Annotated in this window: 23 protein-coding genes; 8 read left to right on the top strand and 15 right to left on the bottom strand. The window is 73.4% G+C overall.

Annotated features, from left to right (window positions below; genetic code table 11):
- The first annotated feature begins 112 nt into the window (after positions 1-112).
- Positions 113-421, top strand: a complete 309-nt coding sequence (locus tag N8J89_RS25815; protein WP_283659597.1) for a hypothetical protein — start codon at positions 113-115, stop codon at positions 419-421.
- A gap of 71 nt (positions 422-492) precedes the next feature.
- Here N8J89_RS25815 and N8J89_RS25810 read toward each other — a convergent pair whose 3' ends face one another.
- From N8J89_RS25810 to N8J89_RS25800, 3 genes are all read right to left on the bottom strand, one after another.
- Positions 493-882: a lipocalin-like domain-containing protein gene (locus N8J89_RS25810; protein WP_283659596.1), complete on the bottom strand. Its 390-nt coding sequence runs from the start codon at positions 880-882 to the stop codon at positions 493-495.
- A gap of 10 nt (positions 883-892) precedes the next feature.
- Complete coding sequence (locus N8J89_RS25805) at positions 893-1033, bottom strand: hypothetical protein (RefSeq protein WP_283659595.1); 141 nt, start codon at positions 1031-1033, stop codon at positions 893-895.
- 179 nt (positions 1034-1212) lie between these two features.
- On the bottom strand, positions 1213-1581 hold the full coding sequence (locus N8J89_RS25800) for an ArsR/SmtB family transcription factor (protein WP_252479818.1): 369 nt from the start codon (positions 1579-1581) through the stop codon (positions 1213-1215).
- A 273-nt stretch (positions 1582-1854) separates the two neighbouring features.
- Here N8J89_RS25800 and N8J89_RS25795 point away from each other — a divergent pair, with 273 nt between their 5' ends.
- Positions 1855-3084, top strand: coding sequence for a calcium:cation antiporter family protein (locus tag N8J89_RS25795; protein WP_283659594.1), 1230 nt, complete (start codon positions 1855-1857; stop codon positions 3082-3084).
- Between the two features lie 59 nt (positions 3085-3143).
- Complete coding sequence (locus N8J89_RS25790; protein WP_283659593.1) at positions 3144-3674, top strand: RICIN domain-containing protein; 531 nt, start codon at positions 3144-3146, stop codon at positions 3672-3674.
- On the opposite strand, the gene N8J89_RS25785 is transcribed toward N8J89_RS25790, so the two are convergent.
- Complete coding sequence (locus N8J89_RS25785; protein WP_283659592.1) at positions 3656-4471, bottom strand: AfsR/SARP family transcriptional regulator; 816 nt, start codon at positions 4469-4471, stop codon at positions 3656-3658. The genes N8J89_RS25790 and N8J89_RS25785 overlap by 19 nt on opposite strands.
- 94 nt (positions 4472-4565) lie before the next feature.
- On the opposite strand from N8J89_RS25785, the gene N8J89_RS25780 reads away from it, so the two are divergent.
- The gene (locus tag N8J89_RS25780) at positions 4566-5051 is read left to right on the top strand and encodes a DUF309 domain-containing protein (protein ID WP_283659591.1); all 486 of its coding nucleotides are present in this window, start codon (positions 4566-4568) and stop codon (positions 5049-5051) included.
- A gap of 7 nt (positions 5052-5058) precedes the next feature.
- Here N8J89_RS25780 and N8J89_RS25775 read toward each other — a convergent pair whose 3' ends face one another.
- The 5 genes from N8J89_RS25775 to N8J89_RS25755 form a co-directional block, all read right to left on the bottom strand.
- On the bottom strand, positions 5059-5688 hold the full coding sequence (locus tag N8J89_RS25775) for a DUF2625 family protein (protein WP_283659590.1): 630 nt from the start codon (positions 5686-5688) through the stop codon (positions 5059-5061).
- Positions 5689-5693: 5 nt separating this feature from the next.
- Complete coding sequence (locus tag N8J89_RS25770; RefSeq protein ID WP_283659589.1) at positions 5694-6941, bottom strand: WXG100-like domain-containing protein; 1248 nt, start codon at positions 6939-6941, stop codon at positions 5694-5696.
- The gene (locus tag N8J89_RS25765; protein ID WP_283659588.1) at positions 6916-7257 is read right to left on the bottom strand and encodes a hypothetical protein; all 342 of its coding nucleotides are present in this window, start codon (positions 7255-7257) and stop codon (positions 6916-6918) included. The genes N8J89_RS25770 and N8J89_RS25765 overlap by 26 nt, the downstream gene beginning before the upstream one ends.
- A gap of 37 nt (positions 7258-7294) precedes the next feature.
- The gene (locus N8J89_RS25760; protein WP_283659587.1) at positions 7295-10135 is read right to left on the bottom strand and encodes an ATP-binding protein; all 2841 of its coding nucleotides are present in this window, start codon (positions 10133-10135) and stop codon (positions 7295-7297) included.
- Positions 10136-10248: 113 nt separating this feature from the next.
- Entirely contained in the window at positions 10249-10959 is a 711-nt protein-coding gene (locus N8J89_RS25755) for a carbonic anhydrase family protein (RefSeq protein ID WP_283659586.1), read from the bottom strand.
- Positions 10960-11239: 280 nt separating this feature from the next.
- On the opposite strand from N8J89_RS25755, the gene N8J89_RS25750 reads away from it, so the two are divergent.
- Both N8J89_RS25750 and N8J89_RS25745 read left to right on the top strand, forming a co-directional pair.
- Entirely contained in the window at positions 11240-12094 is an 855-nt protein-coding gene (locus N8J89_RS25750; RefSeq protein WP_283659585.1) for an SAM-dependent methyltransferase, read from the top strand.
- Positions 12091-13017 (top strand): bifunctional alpha/beta hydrolase/OsmC family protein, encoded by a 927-nt coding sequence (locus tag N8J89_RS25745; protein WP_283659584.1) that lies wholly within the window; start codon positions 12091-12093, stop codon positions 13015-13017. Before N8J89_RS25750 ends, N8J89_RS25745 begins: the two co-directional genes overlap by 4 nt.
- Here N8J89_RS25745 and N8J89_RS25740 read toward each other — a convergent pair.
- Genes N8J89_RS25740 through N8J89_RS25725 form a run of 4 tightly spaced genes read right to left on the bottom strand, consistent with a single transcriptional unit; the run spans position 13011 to position 14903 of the window.
- Entirely contained in the window at positions 13011-13247 is a 237-nt protein-coding gene (locus N8J89_RS25740; RefSeq protein ID WP_283659583.1) for a DUF2630 family protein, read from the bottom strand. The two genes, N8J89_RS25745 and N8J89_RS25740, sit on opposite strands and share 7 nt — an antisense overlap.
- A 22-nt stretch (positions 13248-13269) precedes the next feature.
- Complete coding sequence (locus tag N8J89_RS25735; protein WP_283659582.1) at positions 13270-13419, bottom strand: hypothetical protein; 150 nt, start codon at positions 13417-13419, stop codon at positions 13270-13272.
- A gap of 41 nt (positions 13420-13460) precedes the next feature.
- A complete protein-coding gene (aroQ, locus tag N8J89_RS25730; RefSeq protein ID WP_283659581.1) occupies positions 13461-14045 on the bottom strand; it encodes a gamma subclass chorismate mutase AroQ in 585 nt (194 codons plus the stop codon).
- 27 nt (positions 14046-14072) lie between these two features.
- The gene (locus N8J89_RS25725) at positions 14073-14903 is read right to left on the bottom strand and encodes an EamA family transporter (RefSeq protein ID WP_283659580.1); all 831 of its coding nucleotides are present in this window, start codon (positions 14901-14903) and stop codon (positions 14073-14075) included.
- A gap of 52 nt (positions 14904-14955) precedes the next feature.
- On the opposite strand from N8J89_RS25725, the gene N8J89_RS25720 reads away from it, so the two are divergent.
- Together N8J89_RS25720 and N8J89_RS25715 are read left to right on the top strand one after the other, a co-directional pair.
- A complete protein-coding gene (locus N8J89_RS25720) occupies positions 14956-15483 on the top strand; it encodes a TetR/AcrR family transcriptional regulator (protein ID WP_283659579.1) in 528 nt (175 codons plus the stop codon).
- Between the two features lie 9 nt (positions 15484-15492).
- Positions 15493-16011 (top strand): isochorismatase family protein, encoded by a 519-nt coding sequence (locus tag N8J89_RS25715; protein WP_283659578.1) that lies wholly within the window; start codon positions 15493-15495, stop codon positions 16009-16011.
- Here the strand turns inward: N8J89_RS25715 and N8J89_RS25710 are convergent.
- Complete coding sequence (locus tag N8J89_RS25710) at positions 15977-17269, bottom strand: purine-cytosine permease family protein (RefSeq protein ID WP_283659577.1); 1293 nt, start codon at positions 17267-17269, stop codon at positions 15977-15979. The genes N8J89_RS25715 and N8J89_RS25710 overlap by 35 nt on opposite strands.
- Positions 17270-17345: 76 nt before the next feature.
- The gene (locus tag N8J89_RS25705) at positions 17346-20351 is read right to left on the bottom strand and encodes an AfsR/SARP family transcriptional regulator (protein ID WP_283659576.1); all 3006 of its coding nucleotides are present in this window, start codon (positions 20349-20351) and stop codon (positions 17346-17348) included.
- Positions 20352-20480: the final 129 nt, after the last annotated feature.

Genomic DNA, 20480 nt, shown 5'->3' with positions numbered 1-20480 from the left:
GGTTTCGGCCCTGGCTGAAACCGCTGCTCCAAGTGGCCGTGTGCCCTAACCTCCGTGATCACCAGATCGTCGAGGAGAACGGAACAGAATGCAGCTGGTCAGGAAGATGCTCGTGAGCGCGGCAGTGGTCACCGCGGCCGTGTCGGGCACGCTCGTGCTGGACGCCACCCCCGCGCGGGCCGACGTGTGGGACTGCCACGCCAACGCCGACCAGGCCGCCAACTTCGGCGAGGGCACCTGCGACTCGGGCTTCGGCACCTACCGCGTCGTGGTCGAGTGCAACATGGCGCACTGGCCCTACACCAGGAACATCAACGGTCCCCTGGTGGAGAAGCGCCAGGGCTCCTGGGGCCCGGTCTCCCGGGTCGACGGCCAGCCCAACGGCTGCCACGTGACCAAGGCGTGGGTCGTCGCCTACTGAGTCTCGCCTGCTGACCCGGCCCGCGACCCACCCGGTCGCGGGCCGGTTCCCGTTCGAACCCTCGCCGACCCTCAGGCGCGCACCCAGCTCAGCGCGGCCACCCGCTTGCGCCCCTCGACCTCGTACTCCGGCGTGCTCAGGGTGAGCCGGTCGCCCTCGAACCGCACCGCGCGCCGCTGCTGCGCCCCGGTGAGCTCCGGGTGCGAGCTGATCTCCAGCTGGTGCAGCACGAAGTCCCCGTCCAGCGCGTAGCTGCCGGTGTAGCCGAAGTAGTAGTCCACGCCGTGGGTCTGGCCGTCGGTGCGGGCCAGGTGCACCGACATGTGGCCGCGGGCGGTGTAGAGCAGGCGGCCGTTGGGGTTGGCGCCGAACGGGTCGCTGATCTTCTCGCCGGTGGCCGCGTCCAGCTCGCGGTACCAGTCCAGCCGCCACCGCCCCACCAGGGACGCCTCGGTAGTCATGGGCGCGAATCTATCCCGACGGCGGCGGCTCGCCCCGGTCCAGGGTCTGCGCCTGCTCCTCCTCGGCCGCCTGCGCCCGTTCGGCCTGCCGGTCCGGGGACGGCGGCAGGCGCGAGCACACGATCGGCCAGTGCGGGCTCATGTTCGGCACGGGTCACCCCCAACGACGTTGCGGCGGGGTGACCGGCCTGGCCGCGACGCCAACCGGCCACCCCCGCGGTTTCCGGGAACCGCGGTAACCGGTCTACGCCAGTGGGGTTGTGCGATGCCGGGCCTGACATGCCTGACAACAAACTCTGAACAACCGCTGAACAACCATCCCGGGCGGGCTCAGGTCATCGGCGGGTCGGGAGCCAGGGTGCCATCGGGGGCGATGTGGTCGAAGATCTGCTGGATCAGCGTGATCACGTGCGGGTCGTCCACGGTGTAGAGCTGGCGGCGGCCGTCCCGGTGCCCGGAGATCACCCCGGCCAGCCGCAGCTTGCTCAGGTGCTGGGAGGCGGTGGCGATGCCGATGCCGACCCTGGCGGCCAGGGTGCCCACGTCGTAGGAGCCGTGGGTGATCAGCCAGACCAGGTGCAGGCGGACCGGACTGGCCAACAGGGCGAAGGTCTCCGCCCCCGAGCGCAGCTGGGCGGGGGTCGGTTCGGTGGCCGCTCCGGTGGTCGGCGGCTCCGCGGGTGCTGGCGATGTCGGCATGTCCCGGCCATTGTTCCGCTACCGCGCGCGGCCCGGCCAGCGCGCCGCCACGTTTCGATACTTGCGCATGTGTCGAAATGATGTGACACTGGGGGCACTCCGAAGGGGAGTAGCCCGCAACACCGCACGTCGACATGCTGAGGACCCCGTGTCCTCCGGCGACGGGACCGGCTCCGGCCGGTGGGCGAGACCTTCGGCCAAGCAGTCATGCCTGGCCGAGCCTCCCTGGAGCCCCGGTCTGGCCGTCCGCCGCCCGGGAAGGAACCCCGCACCGTGCCCAGCAAGCTGGTCCGGCCACTCGCCCTCTGCGTCTCGCTCACGCTGCCCGCGCTGATCACCCGCGTGGCCGGGGCACACCTGCCGCCGCCCGCCGCGCTGCTGCTCTTCGGCGCGGCCGTGGTGGCCGCCTCCTTCCTGCTGGCCTGGGCCGCCGAGGCCGCGCAGGCCGACATCTCCGGCGGGCTGGCCATCGCGATCCTGGCGGTGATCGCGGTGCTGCCGGAGTACGTGGTGGACCTCTACTTCGCCTACACCGCCGGGTCAGACCCGGCCTACGTCGCCTACGCCGCGGCCAACATGACCGGCTCCAACCGGCTGCTGCTGGGCCTCGGCTGGTCGGTGGTGGTGCTGATCGCGCTGGCGGTGGCCAAGCGCCGCAGCGGGCGCAGCGTGCGGGAGCTGGTGCTGGAGTCCGGCTACCGGGTCGAGCTGGGCTTCCTGGCCATCGCCTCGGTGGTGGCCTTCCTGATCCCGGTCAGCGGCCAGATCCCGCTGCTGCTCGGCTTCGCCCTGCTCGGCTTCTTCGGCTTCTACCTGTGGAAGGTCTCCCGGTCCGAGGCGGAGGAGCCGCACCTGGTCGGCCCGGCCGCGGTGATCGGCGCGCTGCCCCGCCTCGGCCGCCGGGCGCTGGTGATCGGGCTGTTCGCCTTCGCCGCGGTGGTCATCCTGGCCAGCGCCGAACCCTTCGCGCACGGCCTGATCGCCACCGGCAGGCAGTTGGGTGTGGACGAGTTCCTGCTGGTGCAGTGGCTGGCCCCGCTGGCCTCGGAGTCGCCGGAGTTCATCGTGGCCATCCTGTTCGCGGTGCGCGGCCAGGGCGCGGCCGCGATCGGCACCCTGATCTCCAGCAAGGTCAACCAGTGGACGCTGCTGGTGGGTAGCCTGCCGGTGGCCTACCTGTTCGGCGGTGGCGGCGCCGGCGGCTTGCAGCTGGACGCCAGGCAGGTCGAGGAGTTCCTGCTCACCGCCACCCAGACCGTGCTGGGCGTGGCCGCGCTGCTGGCACTGCGCTTCCCGCGCTGGGCCGCCTGGACCCTGCTCGGGCTGTTCGCGGTGCAGTTCGCGCTGCCCGGCCAGGCCGCCAGGTACGTGCTGTGCGTGATCTACCTGGTGCTCGCGATCGGCGCGCTGATCCGCAACCGGGCGCACATCCTGCCGACGCTGGCCGCGCCGTTCCGGCGGCAGGGGGCCGAGGTGGCCGAAGCGGAGCTGGCCCGGCGGTGAGCCTGGCGATTCCAACTTCCTTCAAGAACCGTTCATGACGGGGGCGGCACGGTGCTGGCATGCGTCTACCCAGCAGGATCGCCTGCTTCATCGCCATAGTCGCCTCCGTCCTCCTCGCCGCCGCGTTGCCCGCCGCCGCGGCGGCGCCCATCACCACCCACCTGAAGTTCCTGCACAGCCAGAAGTGCCTGGAGACCGCCAGCAACACCGGGCACAACGGGGCCAGGGTCCAGCAGTGGAACTGTGCCGCCCAGCCCGGCGCGTACTGGATCTTCAACCTGCACCACTACAACGAGAACGGGAAGATCCCGGTCTACTGGATCCAGCACAAGGAACACCCCGCGCAGTGCCTCAAGATCGCCGGGCCGAGCTCGGCGAACGGGGCGCGGGCCGAGCTCTACACCTGCGCGGGTCAGCGTGAGGCGTACTGGGAGGTGCGCCTGAAGGAGGACGACCGCCGCTACGCCTACCTGCGCAACGAGTTCACCGGGAAGTGCCTGCAGATCGCCGCGGGCAGCCAGGCCAACGGCGCGGTGGCCGAGCAGTGGGACTGCCAGGGGCAGCAGAACGCCTACTGGAACTTCGAGTGAACACCGGCCGGTAGACCTCGGGTGGCGTGGGCCGTTCGCCCGCGCCACCCCCAGGCGGCAGGTTGCGGGCTGAGGCCGCACAGGATCCGCCGGTGCAGTTGTCGCAGCGGCGCACCGGGTTCCACGCCCAGCTCCTCGACCAGCCGGGTCCGCAGCGCGGCGAACCGGTGCAGCGCCTCGGCCTGTCTGCCGGACTGGCACAGGGCGACCATCAGCTGCGCGGCGGCGCGTTCGTCGAAGGGATGGCTCGCGGCCCGGCTCGCCAGTGCGGGCAGCAGTTCGCAGTGCCTGCCCTGGCGCAGGGCGAGGTCGGCGTGGTCCAGTTGGGCGAGCAGGCGTTGCGCGTGCAGGACCTCGCGCCGGGCGTTGAACCAGGGCAGGTCGATCCCCGCGCAGAACTCGTCCCGCCACAGGGACAGGGCCTGCTCGAACAGGGCGACCGCCCGGTCCTCGTCCCGCTCCGCGCGGGCTTTCGGTAGCAGGTCCTGGAAGCGGTGCAGGTCGATCGAGTGCTCGGGGACGCGGAGCCGGTAGCCGCCCGCGCCGCGTTCGATCGACGCCCCGCCCGCCCTGGCCAGGACCGCGCGCAGCCTGGACAGATAGGAGTACAGGGCGCCGGGACCGCCGGGCGGCGGCCGCTGGCCCCAGAGCCGGTCCGCCAGCTCGGACCGGGTGACCGCGCGGTTGGCCTCGACCAGCAGGGCCGCCAGCACGACGCGTTGTTTGGCGTGGCCCAGGCACACCCGGTGGCCGCCCGAGCTCATCTCGACCGCGCCCAGCACTGCGAAGGTCGCCATGTCCGCCAGCCTGACCTTCCCGGCACCCGGCGGATAAGCGTGCTGGCGGTCAGCTCCCGGCACATTCGCGCCACGCCGGTGGGATGATGGGCCGGTGAGCTCGGATGGCAGTGCACCCCGGATCGACCGCGACCGCGACGAGGAGGGCCGCGCCCGCAACGCCCGGCCCAGGGACGGGCTGGGCAGGCCGCTGCCGCACGGCGCGCCCGGGGTCGAGCGCCTGCCCGAGGGGGTCGTGCGGTCGCCGGAGGAGACCCTGACCGAGGCCCAGCGGCTGCTCGACGCGGGCATGCCCTTCCACGCGCACGAGATCCTGGAGGACGCCTGGAAGTCCTCGGCCGAGGCGCACCGCCTGCTGTGGAAGGGCCTGGCCCAGCTGGCGGTGGGGGCCACCCACGCCGCGCGCGGCAACCACACCGGCGCGGTCACCCTGCTGCGGCGCGGCGCCGGGAACATCGAGGCGTACCAGGAGGATCCGCCGCACGGCATCGACGTGGCCGGGCTGCTGCGGTGGGCGCACGCGCAGGCCGAGGAGCTGGCGGCGGGAACCGGGGGCCTGCCGACGCCCCGGCTCCGTTAGGCGCGGGTCAGTCGGTGTGCAGGCGGACCGCCGCGCCGTCGGGCAGGCCGTGCACCTTCTGCGCGATCGGTCCGCGCACCCGCATGCAGTACACCGCGTCCCTGGCCACCAGGTTGTCCTCGGTGAACTTCCCGCCCAGCACGAACGGGCGCACCGGCAGCAGCCGTTCGCGGTAGCCGAGCGGGCCGTGCCGGTCCTGCCAGTCGGTGGCGAAACCCTTGGCGGCGTTGAGCTCCGGGTCGGCGGCCAGCCAGCTCATCCAGTCGGCCAGTGAGCCGCCGAGGTCGGTGCGCTCGGCGGTTTCCGGGTCGAAGCTGACCACCCGGTCGCCGCTGACCGCGAACTGCACGCCGAAGAGGTCCTGGCCGAAGCAGAACAGGCCGGCCGCCAGCTCGCCGTAGGTGTCCTTCCAGACGCCGGGCTCGTTCCACTCGGCCAGCTCCGGGCCGAGTCCCTCGGTACCGGCGCGGAAGACCTGCACGCCGCCGTTGGCGATGGTGAAACCGTTGGTGTGGCTGAGCAGCGCGGCCAGCTCGGCGAACGGGCCGGAGTCCGCGCCCAGGTGCAGTTCCACCGGCGCGCCCAGCGGGTGGCGGCCGCGGGCGAGCAGGTCGGTGAAGTCGGCTGGAATGTCCACTGTGGTCAGTCCGTTTCCCTGATGACGACCGGGCTCCGGTCGTCGAGCCCCTGCACCTGCTTGGAGAGGGTAGACCCGGCGCTGCGGTTGTCGCTGGCGTCGATGTGCTTCACGCTGGGCACCCAGGGGTGCTGCCGGCCACCCTCGTAGGTCATCGCGGGCGGGTACTCGTCCCGGTCCTTGGGTCGTTCGCCGTCCGCGGCCCGGTACGGCGGGATCGGGCCGGTGGACTCCCTGCGCCGCGCGTCGGCGATCCGTTTGCGCTCGGCGGCGGGCTCGGTCCGGTCCACGTGCAGCACGTCCGGCAGCGGCGTGCCCGGCTTCGAGGTGCTGCCCTCCCAGATGGTGCCGCTGCGGGCCTCGTTCACGTGCTGCAGGGCCTCGGGGTGCCGGTCCCTGGACAGGTAGATCTCGGTGGGCAGCTCCTTGCCGTCCTGCGCCTCGGCCAGCTCGTAGAGCCCGTTGCGGGCGATCGAGCCACCTTCCAGCACCGCGTCTCCGGCGCGCTCACCGACCCAGTCGGCCACCGCGGTGCCGGTCGCGCCCAGTGCCTTCAACTGGTCGTTCCCGGTCAGCTCGCCGAGGCCGCTCAGCCCGGCGCCGAGCAGCTCGGTGCCGGCCTTGGCGACGGCGTCGGCCGGGTTGTCCAGTTGCCTGCTCAGCCAGGACAGCCCGTCGCCGATCAGGCGCTGGTTGTCCGGTTCGAGCAGCCACTCGATGAGTTCCTTGATCGCCCGGCCCCGTCCGCCGCCGGACGGGTCCGGCAGTGGTGGTGGTGGCTTGCCCTGCGCGGTGCGGGCCGCGGCGGCGTTGATCAGCGTGCGGGCCTGGCCGCCGAGGACCGAGGCGTAGTACTCCTCGAACAGGCCCCGCACCGGCTGCGGCAGCGTCTGCACCAGCGCGTACCGGCCCAGGTTGGTCTCGATCAGGTCGGTGATGCCGGTCTTGACGCCGGTCACCTCGGTGGCGAAGTTGTCCGCCCGCACGGCCAGTCCGCCCATCTTCCCGCCGACCTCGGTGGCCCCGGTGAGCGTCTTGCTCGCCCTGGTGTCGAAGGCGCCGCCGGCCGAATCGGTCCACGCCGCCCGGACCGGGGCCAGGTCGTGGCCGCCTGCCTCGGTGAACCGGGTCTGGCCGCCGCGCCAGCCGGTGGCCAGCTGCTTGACCCGGTCCTCGTCGGGTTCCGGCCAGCCGCTGATCGCCTTGACCTTGGGCCACAGGCCGAGCTCAGCCGAGGGCTCCGGGATCGGCACCCGCGCCACCTCCCGTCGGCATGGCCGCCGCGGACGCGCTGTCCGCGTTGAGGTAGTCCTCGGCGCACCGCACGCCGATCTGGGCGTCCTCGGCCATCGCCGGGCCGATCCGGTCCGCGGCGGTGCGGGCGGCCTGGCCGGGCGCGGTGTAGACCGAGCGGAAGGCCTGGCCGAGGACGTCGCCGCCGATACCGGACTCGGCGCCCGCGATCACCGACTTGTCCTGCTGCCAGCCCTGGTCGAGCTCGGTGGCCCGCTGGGACAGCGCCTGCATCGCGGTGCGCACCCCGGCCGGGCGCATGTGCGCGAAACTCATGCCGACAGGGTGGGCGCTGCCTCCCGGTCGTGGGCGGTCATGGCCGGTTGCTGTCGTCGGCGCGGGCCAGCAGCGCGGTCAGCGCGGTGCGGGAGGAGACGCCGAGCTTCTGGAAGGCCCGGCTCAGGTGGGTCTCCACGGTCCGCTCGCTGACCACCAGCAGCGCGGCCACCGCGCGGTTGCTGTGCCCCTTGGCCACCAGCCCGGCGATCTCGGCCTCGCGCGGGGTCAGGCCCAGCGGGTTCGAGCCCGCGGTCCTGGGCACCCGGCGGCCCAGGCGGCGCTGGTAGCGGAGCACGATCTCGGTGTGCGCGCTCGACCCGCAGTCGGCGAACACCGCGGCCGCTTTGTCCATTGTGGACAGTGCGCGGTCCCGGTCGCCCAGGGTGGCGTGCAGCTGGCCGGCCAGCAGGGTGGCGCGGGCGGACTGGACCGGGAACCCGGCCGTGGCGAAGGCGGTGGCGGCGGACTCGGCCAGGGCCAGCGCGGAGTTGCTGTGCTCGGCGGACTTGCCGCAGGCCCGCGCGTAGGCCCCGGCCAGGGTGGCCGCCGCGCCGCTGTAGGGCAGCAGGTCCTCGGTCAGCGCGGCCGCCCGCTGCGCCCAGTCCGCGGCCTCGGCCGGACGGTCCCGCCGGGCCGCGATGTGCGCCAGCTCCAGGTAGGTCAGCACCCGGGCCCGGTGCAGGGTGCCCGGCAGCTCGGGGCCGCCGAGGCTCTCGATGGTCTCGGCCAGCGGGGCGTGGTGGCCGAGGCGGGCCCGGACCAGGTCCCTGATCAGGCTCAGGTGCGGGGCCAGCGGGTGCCAGCTCGCGCAGGACAGGGCGGCCACCTCGCGGCAGGCCCGTTCGACCGCGGGCAGGTCCAGGCAGTACAGGGCGACCGCCGCGCGGGCGCAGAGCACGTTGACCAGCAGCGGTTCGATGCCGGACAGGCGAGCCGCGTCCAGCGCCTCCTCGGCCTGGGCGATCGCCTCGGGCACTCGCCCGGCATGGGCCAGCACGGCCGCGGTGGTGCCCAGCACCTCGCCGCCGAAGGTGAGGTGGCCCAGCCGCTGGGACAGCCGCCGCACCCGCTCCAGCCTGCGCAGCGTGTCGCCAAGGCGCAGGTGGCAGATCGCCTCCACCAGCGGCACCAGGTGGGAGAGGCCCAGGTGCGCCAGGTGGTCCGCCTCGTCCACGCGGTCGTAGATCCCGGCCGCCTCGTCCAGCGCGCGCACCGCCTCGGGCACTCGCCCCAGCTCCGGGTAGCACCAGGCCAGCATGGCCAACGCGGTGCAGCGCAACGGGTCCGGCAGCTGGAGCCGGAGCGCTTCGTCCGCTGCCCCGGCGGCCTCGGCGAAGCGGGCGTCCAGCACCAGGGACAGCGCCAGGTACAGCCACAGCGTGGCGGTGTCGGCGTCCGGGCGGTCGTACTGCCGGGCCAGCTCGGCGCGCAGCAGCCGCCTGCCCTCCGCCGGCTGCCAGAGCAGGCGGCTGGTGGTCGCGCACAGCACCACCGCCTGGTGCCGCAGCGCGGGCGCCTCGGCGGGCGTGGCGTCCAGCTGCACCCGCAGCAGCTCCCAGCACTCCAGGTAGTGCCCGCACATCATCAGCGCGTGCGCCAGGTCCAGCCGCAACCGGCGGCCCAGCTCGTCGCCCGGGTCGGGGTGCCCGCGCAGCGCGACCCGGAGCCAGCTCACCGCGGTGGCCGGGGCCTGGGCCAGTGCCAGCCGGGCCGCCTCGCGCAGCAGCCGCACCGCCTCCGCGTCGCCCACCGCGGCGGAGCGGGCGATGTGCGGGGCGACGGTGGTCAGCGCGGCCCCGCGCCCGGTGAGCAGCCGGGCCGCCCTGCCGTGCGCGGCGGCCCGCCACAGCGGGGTGGCCGAGTGGTAGACGGCGTTGCGCAGCAGTGGGTGCCGGAAGGTCACCCGCTGCCCGGCGCCGGTGCCGCGCAACAGGTCCGCCTCGAACAGCTCCTCGGCCGCGGCGTGCGTGTCCGCCAGGCTCAGGCCGGCGGCCGCGGCGACCAGCTCGGGGTCGACCTGGTCGCCGATCACCGCGGCCGCCCGCGCCACCAGCCGCGCGGCCGGGGAGAGCCGGGCGAGCTCTGTGCGCAGCACCGCCGCGATGCCCGGCGGCACCTCCGTGCCCTGTTCGGCAGGCACGGCCAGCTCGCCGCCGTGCGCGAGCACCTGGAGGTAGAGCGGGTTGCCGCCGGAGAGCTCGTAGAGCCGCCTGCGCGGGCAGTGCGCGGGCAGCAGGTGGCCGGCGGCCTCGAAGTCCAGTGGCGCCAGCTCGATCCGGTGCCGGGCGTCGTCGTAGGCGGGGCCGGTGAGCACCGCGGCCAGCTTGTCCGGCAGCTGCCGCGGCCGGTGCGCGAGCAGGAGCAGCAGCGGAGTCGCCGGTGGGCGGCGCAGCAGGTGGGTGAGCAGCTCGGCGGTGGACTCATCCGCCCAGTGCAGGTCGTCCAGGGCCAGCAGCAGCCCGGCCGGACCGGCCAGCGCGTCCAGCGCGGCGGCCACCGCGCGGTGCAGCAGGTACCGCTCGGCGGCCTGCGGCGGCGGGGCCGGCGGCACCCGCTCGGCCAGGCCGGGGAAGGCGGTGGCCAGCCAGCGCAGGTGACCGGGGCCCAGTGCGGCGGCCTGCTCCTCGGTCAGCGCGGCCAGGTGGTGGTCGAGGGCGTCCAGGAACACCCCGAACGGCAGGTCCCGCTCGAACTCACCGGCCCGGCCGGCCAGCACGGTCAGGCCGCGGTCGGCCGCGCGGAGGCCGATCTCGTGCAGCAGCCGGGACTTGCCGATGCCGGGCTCGCCGACGACCTCCACCGGGGTCAGACCGGCGGGCAGCGCGTCCAGCAGTAGATCGAGCTGGGCCAGTTCACGCTGACGGCCGACGAACATCCGGTCAGTGCAGCACAGAGTGAGCCGCCGCGGGGTCGATCCCGACCGCCTCACTCGGTTGATGGAACGCGCGGGCCGGACCGACCGGTCCGGCCCGCGCGGTTCCGGCTGGCTCAGATCAGGCCGACCTCGGTGAACTTGCGGCCGTTGAGCGGCTGCGGCTCACGCGAGTTGCCGTGGTTGAACAGGCCCTGGAACCGGGCCAGGGTGGCGGCGCTGACGGTCTTCTCGGTGGTCAGGTACCACTGCACACCCTCGTCGAACGGGAAGGTGGTCAGCGAGCCCTCGTAGCGCAGGGTGTGCCGGTTGTGCGGCAGCAGCGTGTTCAGGTCGATGCTGGGGATGCGCACCTGCGCGCCGCACTCCGGGGCCAGCTTGGCCAGCACGGTGTCCACCACCGAGTGCCCGCCCACCCGCAGCGGCACGCCGATCACCAGCAGCTTGCCCGCGGCGCTGCGGTGCACCAGGTGCATTTCCAGCGGGTCGCGGCGGCCGTTGAACTGGTGCTCGGCCGGGGTGTGGAAATGGAACTGGATCAGGTCAAAACGGACACCGCCCGCGGTGACAAATCCGGCGCCCGGCCGGACATCCGCCTGCTCGGTTTCCTCGTGGTCGCGGGTCTGGCAGCCGTTGGGCTTGTCCGCGTCCTTCTGGATGTACTTCAGGACCAGTTCGGAGTGTCCGTAGGTGACATCTAACTTCGGGTGGCTCGGGTCGATCTGGATAGCCCCCGGCACCACGTTGACCGGGCTCTGCGTGGCAGGCGCCTTGGACTGAGCGACCGGGCTGACCACCATGGCGGCGACGGCCACGAGCGGCAGCACGACAGAAAGGGATCGTTTCATGGTCACTTACAGGGCCTTTCAGGAAATTGAAATCACATGGTAGGGCAAAGCTCACGAACCGGTTCATTCAAGACCTAAGGGTCCGGTAAGGGCATCAGTAAAAGGAATGATCTGCGTCACCGCGAACGGCCTTTCGGTCTATTTTCATTTCACCCGAACGGCCTAAGGTGTCATAAAGTGCGCGAAAAGGTGACAATTCGGGCGGGGTTGACCGCCCTGAAGAGAGTCCGGTAGGCAGGGAACCTCTGGGGAGGTGTTGATGACGATCCGCGGCCACCGCGACGTCACCGCCGAGGCGGTTGGCGCGTACTACGACCAGATCACCGAGTTCATCGACGGCGATCTCGGCGGCAGTTTCCACGTCGGCTACTGGGCCGGTCTGCCCTACGGCACCCCGGTGCAGGAGGCCGCGCAGCGGATGACCGCGCTGATGATCGACAAGCTCGCGGTGCGGCCTGGTCAGCGGGTGCTCGACGTGGGCTGCGGCACCGGCCGTCCCGCGCTGGAGCTGGCCAGGGCCACCGGCGCGGAGGTGGTCGGCGTCAACGTCAGCCGCCGCCAGCTCGACCTGGCCGAGCGCAACGCCGCCGAGGCCGGGCTCAGCGAGCGGGTGCGGTTCGAGTTCGCCGACGCGACCGACCTGCCGTACCCGGCGGAGTCCTTCGACGGGGTGTGGCTGTTCGAGTCCCTGTTCCACATGCCCGACCAGGCCAAGGTGCTCCGGCAGCTGGCCGAGGTGCTGCGGCCCGGCGGCCGGCTGGTGATCGCCGACCTGGTGCAGCTGGTGCCGCTGACCGAGGAGCAGAACCAGGAGCTGCGCGAGACCTGGGCGCTCAACAGCATCGCGGCCATCCACCCGCTGGCCGCCTACCCGGCGCTGCTGGCCGAGAGCGGGCTGGAGCTGGTGGAGTCGCTGGACATCACCGAGGACTCGCTGCGCGGCACCTTCCGCGGCCTGCAGGCCGAGCACGACGCCTACGTGGCCGCCAACGGGGAGCTGCCGGAGGAGGCCGACGCCGGGGTGGACAACGGCTGGGCCAAGCTCGCGGTCACCCCCGAGATCGGCTATGCCGTTGTGGTGGCAGGGAAACCGTCCCCTACTGTCGGCGGGTGACCCCGCACGCCCACGCCCTCTTCGCCCACCGCCTGCCCGCACCGGCCGCCGCCACGATCACCCAGGCGCTGGCCGGCGCCGGCCTCGCCGTGCACCAGGTCGAGGCGGACAACACCGACAGCACCGCCGAGGAGCTGACCGGGCTCGCCGAACACTTGGACGGGCCGCTGCTGCTGCTCGGCCACGGCCTCGGCGGCACCGCCGCGCTCCAGGCGGCCACGCGGATCCCGGCCGTCACCGCGGTGGCCACGCTGGCCGCGCCCGCCCCGGCGGAGGTGGCCAAGCTCGGCGCGGCGCTGCTGGTGCTGCACTCGCCGACCGACGCCACGGTGGGGATCGAGCACGCCCGGCGGATCTTCCTGGATGCCCGGCACCCCAAGTCCTTCCTCGCCCTGGACGGGGCCGACCACGACCTCATCCGGCCGCGCGACGCCGCCTACGCCGGCGCGATGATCGCCGCCTGGGCCGCGCGGCACCTGCCGGAGCCCGCCGCCGAACCCGAGGGCCACGTGGTGGTCACCGAGAACGGCACCGGCGCCTACGGGCAGACCATCACCGTGGGGCGGCACGTCATCACCGCCGACGAGCCGCGCCCGCTGGGCGAGGACAGCGGCCTGTCGCCGTACGACCTGCTGCTGGCCGGGCTGGGCGCGTGCACCTCGATGACGCTGCGGATGTACGCCGAGCGCAAGGGCTGGCCGCTGGAGCGGGTCAGCGTGGCGCTGCGGCACTCCAGGGTGCACGCCAGCGACTGCGCGGACTGCGAGACGAAGGACGGCAGGCTGGACCGGATCGAGCGGGCCATCCGGATCACCGGTCAGCTGGACGCGGAGCAGCGTCAGCGCCTGCTGGAGATCGCTGACCGCTGCCCGGTGCACCGCACGCTGCACTCGGAGATCATCATCGACACGGCGGCCTACTGAAGGTAGCGCTGCACCTCGTCGGCGGGCCGGGTGCTCGCCTCGTCGGGGTCCTGGCCGAACTCCGCCGCCGCCCGCCGCTGCCGCAACAGGTCCCAGCACTGGTCCAGCTGCTGTTCCAGGGACTTCAGCCGGGCGCGGTCGGCCTCGGACAGCCCGCCGCCGTGCCCGCGCAGCTCCCGTTCCTCGGCGACCAGCTCGTCGATGGTGCCGAGGATGTCCTTCTCCGCCACGGTCGGCTCCTCTCCAGGACGACTAGCCGCGAGCGTAGTCCGGAGTGGACCGCAGCGCCCGGATCGCCCAGTCCAGCGCGGGGGAGACCCGGTCGCGGACGGTGGCGGCCAGGTCCGGCTGGGGAAGTCCCACGGCTTGCCGCTCGGCCAGTTCGCCGATCGAGTAGTCCATGCCCCCACCCTCGGATCTCCCCTTGGCGGAGACGCAAGCCCTCAGCAGATCGACTGGGTCCCGGTGTCCAGCGCGCGCCGGTGCAGCTGGTCCAGACGGTGCCGGAGCCCGCCGGTCAGCTCGGCCTCCAGCAGCAGTACCCGGCAGCGCAGGTCTGGGCGTCGAGTGTCCTTTGTGGACACCAGCTCGGCGAGCAGTCTGGTGGTCAGCTCGTCGAGGCGCTGCCGGATCACCGCGAGGTCCGGCCGGGTGGTGGGCGCGCGGTCCGGGTGCCGGGTCCAGAAGGCGAACAGGCCGCGCTGGACCGCCTTGTTCGCGGTGATCTGGTCCTGGAAGAAGCGGACCGAGACCTCCGGGTCCAGGCCGAGTGGGCCTGCCTTGGCGCGCACGGCGTCCAGCACCTGCTGCTCGCGCACCGGATCGTCGATCGTCTTGCCGGTGCCGAACTTCGCGGCGGCCACCAGGTCGCCGACCAGCAGCCGCTGGATCACCAGCTCGGTCAGCGGGCCGAGCCCGCGGGCCTCGACCGTCGCGGTGACCGGGGTGGCGGCCATCGCGGCCGGGCCGCCCACGGTGAGCGCGCCGAGCAGGACCGAGGCGAGCAGCGCGAGGCGGCGGAGGCGCATGGCTGCACAGTAGACCGGCGGCTCGCGCTAGAGCGAGACCAGCAGCACCCCGCCCGCGACCGCGACCAGACCGGCGATCCGCCAGGCGGTGAGGCGTTCGCGCAGCACCAGCACGCCGAGCAGCACGCCCAGCACCACGTTCAGGGTGCGGCCGGTGGCCACCGCGCTCACCGGTTCCAGCGACATCGCCACCAGCACCAGGCCGTAGCTCGCGGGGGCCAGCACCGCGATCGGCAGCGCGCGCCGCCAGTGCGTCAGCACCGGGCGGACCGGGCGGCGGCGCAACCGGACCACCGCCGACAGCAGCACCACCTGACCCAGGTTGGCCACCGCGAGGTAGGGCAGCACCTGGGCGCCGAGCTGGTTCACCGCGTAGGTGTCCCACAGCGTGTAGGCGCAGCTGCACGCCGCCACGCCCAGCCCCAGCAGCGTCCCGCGCGCCACCCTCTGCCGCTGCCACACCCGGTCCAGCGCCAGCACCCCGCCGAGCACCAGCCCGATCCCGCACCAGGCCTGGAGTCGCGGCCAGCCCGCCCACGGGATGGTGGCCATGGTGACCAGCACCGGCGGCGTGCCCCGGCTGACCGGGTAGACCACGGAGAACTCGCCGGCGCGGTAGGCCTGGTGCAACACCACGGCATAGGCGGTGTGCAGCACCATGCTGACCAGCGCGGGCCAGACCGAGGGCAGCACCGTCCCGTTGGCCAGCGCCCAGCCCAGCAGCCCGAGCGAGGCGGGCGCGGCGATCACCGAGTACAGCCAGACGAACTCCGGTCCCTGCTGTGGCGCGGACTTGACCAGCAGGTTCCACCCTGCGTGGCACAGCGCGGCCACCGTCAACAACCCCAGAGCAATCACGTAGACAGTGTCTACCAGCTAGAGTAGACGCTGTCTACGAAGGGAGTGGCCGATGGTGGCGGACGATCTCCGGGAACAGCTGCTCGGCGCGGCCGCCGAACTGCTCGACCAGGACGGCGTGGAGGCGGTGACCATCCGGGAGACCGCCCGGCGTTGCGGCGTCTCGCACGGCGCGCCCCGCCGCCACTTCCCCTCGCGCACCAGCCTGCTGGGCCACCTGGCCACCCGCGTGGCCGGTGAGCTCGGCGCCGCGCTGGACCGCACCGACGAGCAACCGGACCAGCTCGCCCGCGCCTACCTCGACTTCGCCGCCGCGCGCCCGCACGCCTTCGACCTGCTGCTGCGGCACGACCTGCTGGAGGCATCCGGCGCGAACCTGCGCTCGACGATGATCCCGCTGGTCGGCCGCTGGTGCGCGGCCTGGCGGTCGGCGCACCCCGCGGACACCGAGGAGGACGCGCTGGCCCGCCTGGTCGCGGTGCACGGCATCGCCTCGCTGGTCTCACACCAGGCGCACCGGGCGATCGCCCTGGACGTAGCTGCACTGGTAACGCGCGTGCTGCGCCCGGACACCACCTAGGCTGCCCGCATGACGAAGATCGACCCCGCCACCACGGCCCTGGTACTGGTGGACCTCCAGCGCCGGATCATCGCACTGCCCACCACCCCGCACCCCGGCTCCGCGGTGCTGGCCAACGCGATCCGGCTGCGCGATGCCTTCCGCGCCGCCGGTGCGCCGATCGTGCTGGTGCAGGCCCACCGCCCGAACGTCGAGCAGCCAGAGGGCAGCGAGCTCGATCCGGCGCTGACCCCGGCCGAGGGTGAGGAGCTGGTCACCAAGCACACCATCGGCGGCTTCTACGGCACCGGGCTGGACGCCCACCTGCGCGCGCTGGGGGTGCGCACGGTGGTCTTCGGCGGGATCGCCACCGAGATGGGGGTGGAGTCCACGCTGCGCGCCGCGGCCGACCACGGGTACGAGACGGTGGCGGCGGCGGATGCGATGACCGGCATGTCCGCGCTCGCGCACGAGTCGGCGCTCACCGTGGTCTTCCCGCGGTTCGGCGAGGTGCTCAGCACCGAGGAGATCGTGGCCGCGCTGGGCTGAGACGGCTCCGCCGGGCTGCTCGCGCTCGGCTCGCCCAGCCCACCAGCACGGTGAGCGCGAAGGCGGGCAGCAGCGCGTTGAGCGCGGGCACGCCCCACGGCGCGAGCAGGCCGATCGCCGCGGTGACCACCCAGATCACCAGTGCGCTGGGCACCCAGGCCGGTGGCGGCGCGGGCAGTTCGCCGCTGGGGCGGGACTCCGCCAGCAGCGGTCGCCAGCGGCGCACCACGTAGTACTCCGCGGTGGCGATGCCCACCACCGGCGGCAACACCCCGGCCAGCACCGCCAGCAGACTGTCCACAGTGGACAGAATGCCGGTGGCGGAGGCGATCGCGCCGAGTGCGCCCAGCAGCACGGTGAGCAGGCGCGGGCCGGGGCGGCGGCCGATCAGGGTGTCCAGCGCGTTGGCCAGGCTGAGGGTGCCGACGTAGAGGTTGAGGTTCTGGATGTTGGCGGTGGCGGTGATCAGCACCGCGATGCCCAGCAGACCGGAGCCCGCAGTGACGATGGCGACCACGTCCTTGGTCTGGAAGGCCAGCGCCAGCGCGATCCCGCACAGGCCGATCAGCAGCTGGCCGAGCACGGTGCCGAACACGGTCAGCCGCACCACATCCGCGCGGTCGCGGGTGAACCGGGTGATGTCGGGGGCCACCACGATGCCGATGATCCACACGCCGACCACCGCGGTCACCCCGGCCGGAATCGACATGCCCCCGGCCGGTTCGGCCAGCGGGCGGTCCCAGAGCTGGGTCACGGCCAGATAGGCCGACAGGGCAAGGAAAGCGGGCGCGGTGACCGCGGCGGTGCGGGCCATCACGGTGAAGCCGAACATCACGATCGCGGTGATCCCGGCGCCGGCGATGAGCGCCCACACCCAGGTCGGCCCGCCGACGATGGTGTGCAGTCCTTGCGCCACAACGGTGTTGAGCACGCCGAACCAGCCGGTGACGCAGCAGGCCAGCACCAGCCCGAGGATCGCCGAACCGTAGCGGCCCAGGCCGGTCCACCGGGTGAGCACGGTGGTGGCCAGTCCCTCGCGCATGCCCATGGTGCCCATCGCCAGCAGCGCCACGGTCTGGATCACCAGGCCCAGCACCAGAACCCCGGCCGCGGGCCAGAAGCCCAGCGAGATGCCGAGCAGCGCGCCCAGCATCAGCAGGCCGATGTTGCCCGCCTGGCCGAAGGACTGCACCGCGACCGTCCGCCAACCGTGTCGCGCCGCGGGCGGAACCCGGCGCAGGGTGTAGTCCTCAGCCACGCGAGGGAGTATGGGGGGAGTTCACCGGTTGGGACCGGCGGACTGAAATTTCCCGTCCTGGGCCTGAAAAGCCGGGCTACTCGGCGCGTTCGGCGTCCAGCTTGGCCAGTTCGCCGCGCACCTCCTCGGCCTCGCGCATGCCCAGCTCGGCGAACAGGGCCAGCGCCTGCCGCCAGTGCCGGTGCGCGTCGGCCGGGCGGTCCAGGCCCTGCTGGATCCGGGCCAGGCAGCGGTGCGCGCAGGCCCGCTGGTAGGCATCGCCCACCTCGGCGGCCAGCGCCTCCGACCGGCGCGCGTAGTCCAGGGCCAGCTCGAACAGCCCGCCGCGCAACGCGGTCTGGCCCAGGCCGAGCAGCGCCTCGGACTCGTGGCCGGGGCTGGCGATCTCCCTGGCCAGGGTCAGCGCCTGCTGGTAGTGCTCGCGCGCATCCGCCAGCTCGCCGGTGTCGAAGCAGACATCGCCCAGGTTGCGCAGCGCGTAGCCGCGCAGTCCCCGGTCACCGGTGTCCTCGGCGGCGGCCAGCGCCAGCCGCAGCTCCGCCAGCGCGTCACCGCGGCGGCCCAGCCCCCGGTAGCCCGCGCCGAGGCCGATCCGCGCGCCGATCTCCACCTGCCGGTCGCCGGTCTCCTCGGCCAGCGCGACCGCGCGCCGCAGGTGCGTCAGCGCCTCCTCGGCGCGGCCCAGAGCCGGGTAGGTGTGGCCGAGGCCGGTGAGCACGTGGCCCTGGAGGCTGACATCGCCAGCCTGCTCGGCCGCGGCCAGCGCGTGCTGGAAGTGCCGGAGCGCCTGCTCGTGCCTGCCCAGCCGCCGGTGGGTGAAGCCCAGCCCGGCCTGCGCGTAGCCCTGCACGCCGACCAGACCCGCTGATTCGGCCAGGACGAGCGCCTTGGTCAAGTGCTCCAATGCCAGCGGGTACCGGCCCTGCCACCAGTAGACGTAGCCGAGCCGGTACTGCGCCTGGCCCTCCAGCGCCTCGTCGCCGCTCGCGCGCGCGTGCGCGATCACCTTGCTGTGCAAGGCGTGGCCGTCGTCGTAGTAGCCGCGGAAGTTGAGGTAGTGCTGGAGCGCGGCGGAGAGGTAGGCGGCGTGCTCCGGCGCGCAGTGGATCGCGGTGGTGATCAGGTTGCCGCGCTCACGTTCCAGCCACACCCCGGCCAGCGCGCGGGTGCCCAGCTCGGGGCCCGGCCGGTCGGGGGCGGGTGAGTCGGTGCGCAGGTGCTTGTCCACCGGGACCAGGGTGTTCATCGCCGCCGCGGTGCTGTGCCGGTAGAACTCGCACAGCCGCTCCAGCGCGGCCTGCCGCTCGGCCTCCGGCTCGCCGCAGGTGAGCAGCTGGCGGGCGTGCGCGCGGCACAGGTCGTGGAAGCGGTAGCGGCCGGGCGCGGGCTGCTGGAGCAGGTGCACGTCGACCAGGTCCTCCAGGCCCTGCTCCACCTCCTCGGGGTCGCCGTCGGTGAGCGCGGTGGCGGCCCAGGCGTCGAACTCCGCGCCGGGGTGCAGGCCGAGCAGCCGGAACAGCCGCTGCCGGGCGGGGGAGAGCTGCTGGTAGGACAGCGCGAACGCGGCCGCCACCCCGACATCGCCCGCGGTCAGCTCACCCAGCCGCCGCCGCTCGTCGCGCAGCCGCGCGGCCAGGTGCTCCACCGTCCAGCTGGGCCTGCTGCGCAGCCGGGCCGCGGCGATCCGGATGGCCAGCGGCAGCGCGCCGCACAGCGCGACCACCTCGGCCACCGCCGCTGGTTCGGCGGTGGCCCGCTCGGACCCGGCGATCCGGGCGAACAGGGCGGTGGCGTCGCCGTCGGGCAGCACGTCCAGGGAGAGGATGTGCGCGGCCTCCAGGTCGGTCAGCCGGTGCCTGCTGGTGATCAGCACCAGGCACTCCGGGTTGCCCGGCAGCAGCGGGCGGACCTGGGCCGCGCTGGCCGCGTTGTCCAGCACCACCAGCGCCCGCTTCCCGGCCAGGTGCCGCCGCCACAGCCCGGCCCGCGCCTGGAGCTCGTGCGGGATCTTCTCCCCTGGCACGCCCATCGAGCGCAGCAGGGTGTGCAGCGCGGCGGCCGGTTCGGTGGGCTGCTGGTCCTCGGTGTGCGCGTGCAGGTCCAGGAACAGCTGGGCGTCGGGGTAGCGGTCGGCGATCTGGTGCGCGGCCCGCACCGCCAGCGCGGTCTTGCCGATCCCGGCCATCCCGTCGATCGCGGTGATCACCACCGCGCTGCTGGCCCCCGGCACCGCGGGCAGCCGGTCCAGCACCCGCCGCAGCTCCTCGTCCCGGCCGGTGAAGTCGTCGATGTCCCTGGGCAGCAACCGCCACGCGGGCGCGGCCGCCTCGGGCGCGGGCGCGGCCAGCGCGCTGTCCCCGGCCAGCATCCGCTGGTGCAGCGCGCGCAGGTCCGCGCCGGGCTCGATGCCCATCTCCTCGACCAGCGCGGTGCGCACCCGGTGGAAGGTCTGCAACGCCTCGGCCTGCCGCCCACTCCGGTAGAGCGCCACCATCAGCTGACCGGCCAGCCGCTCGTCCAGCGGCCGCTGCCCGGCCCACGCGGTCAGCCTGGGCAGCAGGTCGAGGTGCTTGCCGCAGCGCAGCGCCACCTCCACGTGGTCCAGCTCCGCGGCCACCCGCACCCGCTCGAACCCGGCCCGCACCTGGTCGAACCACGGCGTGTCGAACCCGGCGAACGGCTCGTCCCGGCACAGCTGGAAGGCCTGCTCGAACAGCGCCAGCCGCTCTGTGTCCTCGGCACTGGCCCTGGCCGCCGCGACCAGCCGCCGGAAGCGGTGCAGGTCCACGGACTCCTCGTCCACGGTGAGCACGTAGCCGCCGGACTGCCGCTGGATCCGCACCTGCCCGGTCTCGTCCAGGACCTGCCGCAGCCGGGTGAGGTAGCTGCGCAGGGTGCCGCCCGCCCGCTGCGGCGGCCGCTCACCCCAGACCCGCTCGATCAGCTGGTCGGCGGTGACCGCCTGGTTGGCGTTGACCAGCAACGCGGCCAGCACCCGCCGCTGCCGGGCAGGCCCCAGGTCGAGCAGCCGCCCGCCTGCCCGCGCCTCGACCCCGCCCAGCACCAGGAACTCGACCGTCACGCATCCCCCTGTCGTCACCCCCGGCATACCAGCCCCGAGCAGCGAGTTCAACGTTCATTCAACGTCTTCGCGGCCAGCGTCCGGCAGAGTGTGGCAGGGAGCGGGCTGCCCATTACCTGGGGGTGTGGG

It is taken from the genome of Crossiella sp. CA-258035, assembly GCF_030064675.1.
Classification (GTDB): Bacteria; Actinomycetota; Actinomycetes; order Mycobacteriales; family Pseudonocardiaceae; genus Crossiella.
Note: the sequence above shows the minus strand (reverse complement) of the source record. Positions and strands in the feature narration are given on the sequence as shown.

Excerpts from the sequence above, each read along its gene's own strand:
- N8J89_RS25810 (WP_283659596.1), bottom strand. The coding sequence starts at position 882 with ATGACTACCGAGGCGTCCCTGGTGGGGCGGTGGCGGCTGGACTGGTAC.
- N8J89_RS25800 (WP_252479818.1), bottom strand. The coding sequence starts at position 1,581 with ATGCCGACATCGCCAGCACCCGCGGAGCCGCCGACCACCGGAGCGGCC.
- N8J89_RS25790 (WP_283659593.1), top strand. The coding sequence starts at position 3,144 with ATGCGTCTACCCAGCAGGATCGCCTGCTTCATCGCCATAGTCGCCTCC.
- N8J89_RS25785 (WP_283659592.1), bottom strand. The coding sequence starts at position 4,471 with ATGGCGACCTTCGCAGTGCTGGGCGCGGTCGAGATGAGCTCGGGCGGC.
- N8J89_RS25765 (WP_283659588.1), bottom strand. The coding sequence starts at position 7,257 with ATGAGTTTCGCGCACATGCGCCCGGCCGGGGTGCGCACCGCGATGCAG.
- N8J89_RS25760 (WP_283659587.1), bottom strand. The coding sequence starts at position 10,135 with ATGTTCGTCGGCCGTCAGCGTGAACTGGCCCAGCTCGATCTACTGCTG.
- N8J89_RS25750 (WP_283659585.1), top strand. The coding sequence starts at position 11,240 with ATGACGATCCGCGGCCACCGCGACGTCACCGCCGAGGCGGTTGGCGCG.
- N8J89_RS25735 (WP_283659582.1), bottom strand. The coding sequence starts at position 13,419 with ATGGACTACTCGATCGGCGAACTGGCCGAGCGGCAAGCCGTGGGACTT.
- aroQ (WP_283659581.1), bottom strand. The coding sequence starts at position 14,045 with ATGCGCCTCCGCCGCCTCGCGCTGCTCGCCTCGGTCCTGCTCGGCGCG.
- N8J89_RS25720 (WP_283659579.1), top strand. The coding sequence starts at position 14,956 with ATGGTGGCGGACGATCTCCGGGAACAGCTGCTCGGCGCGGCCGCCGAA.
- N8J89_RS25715 (WP_283659578.1), top strand. The coding sequence starts at position 15,493 with ATGACGAAGATCGACCCCGCCACCACGGCCCTGGTACTGGTGGACCTC.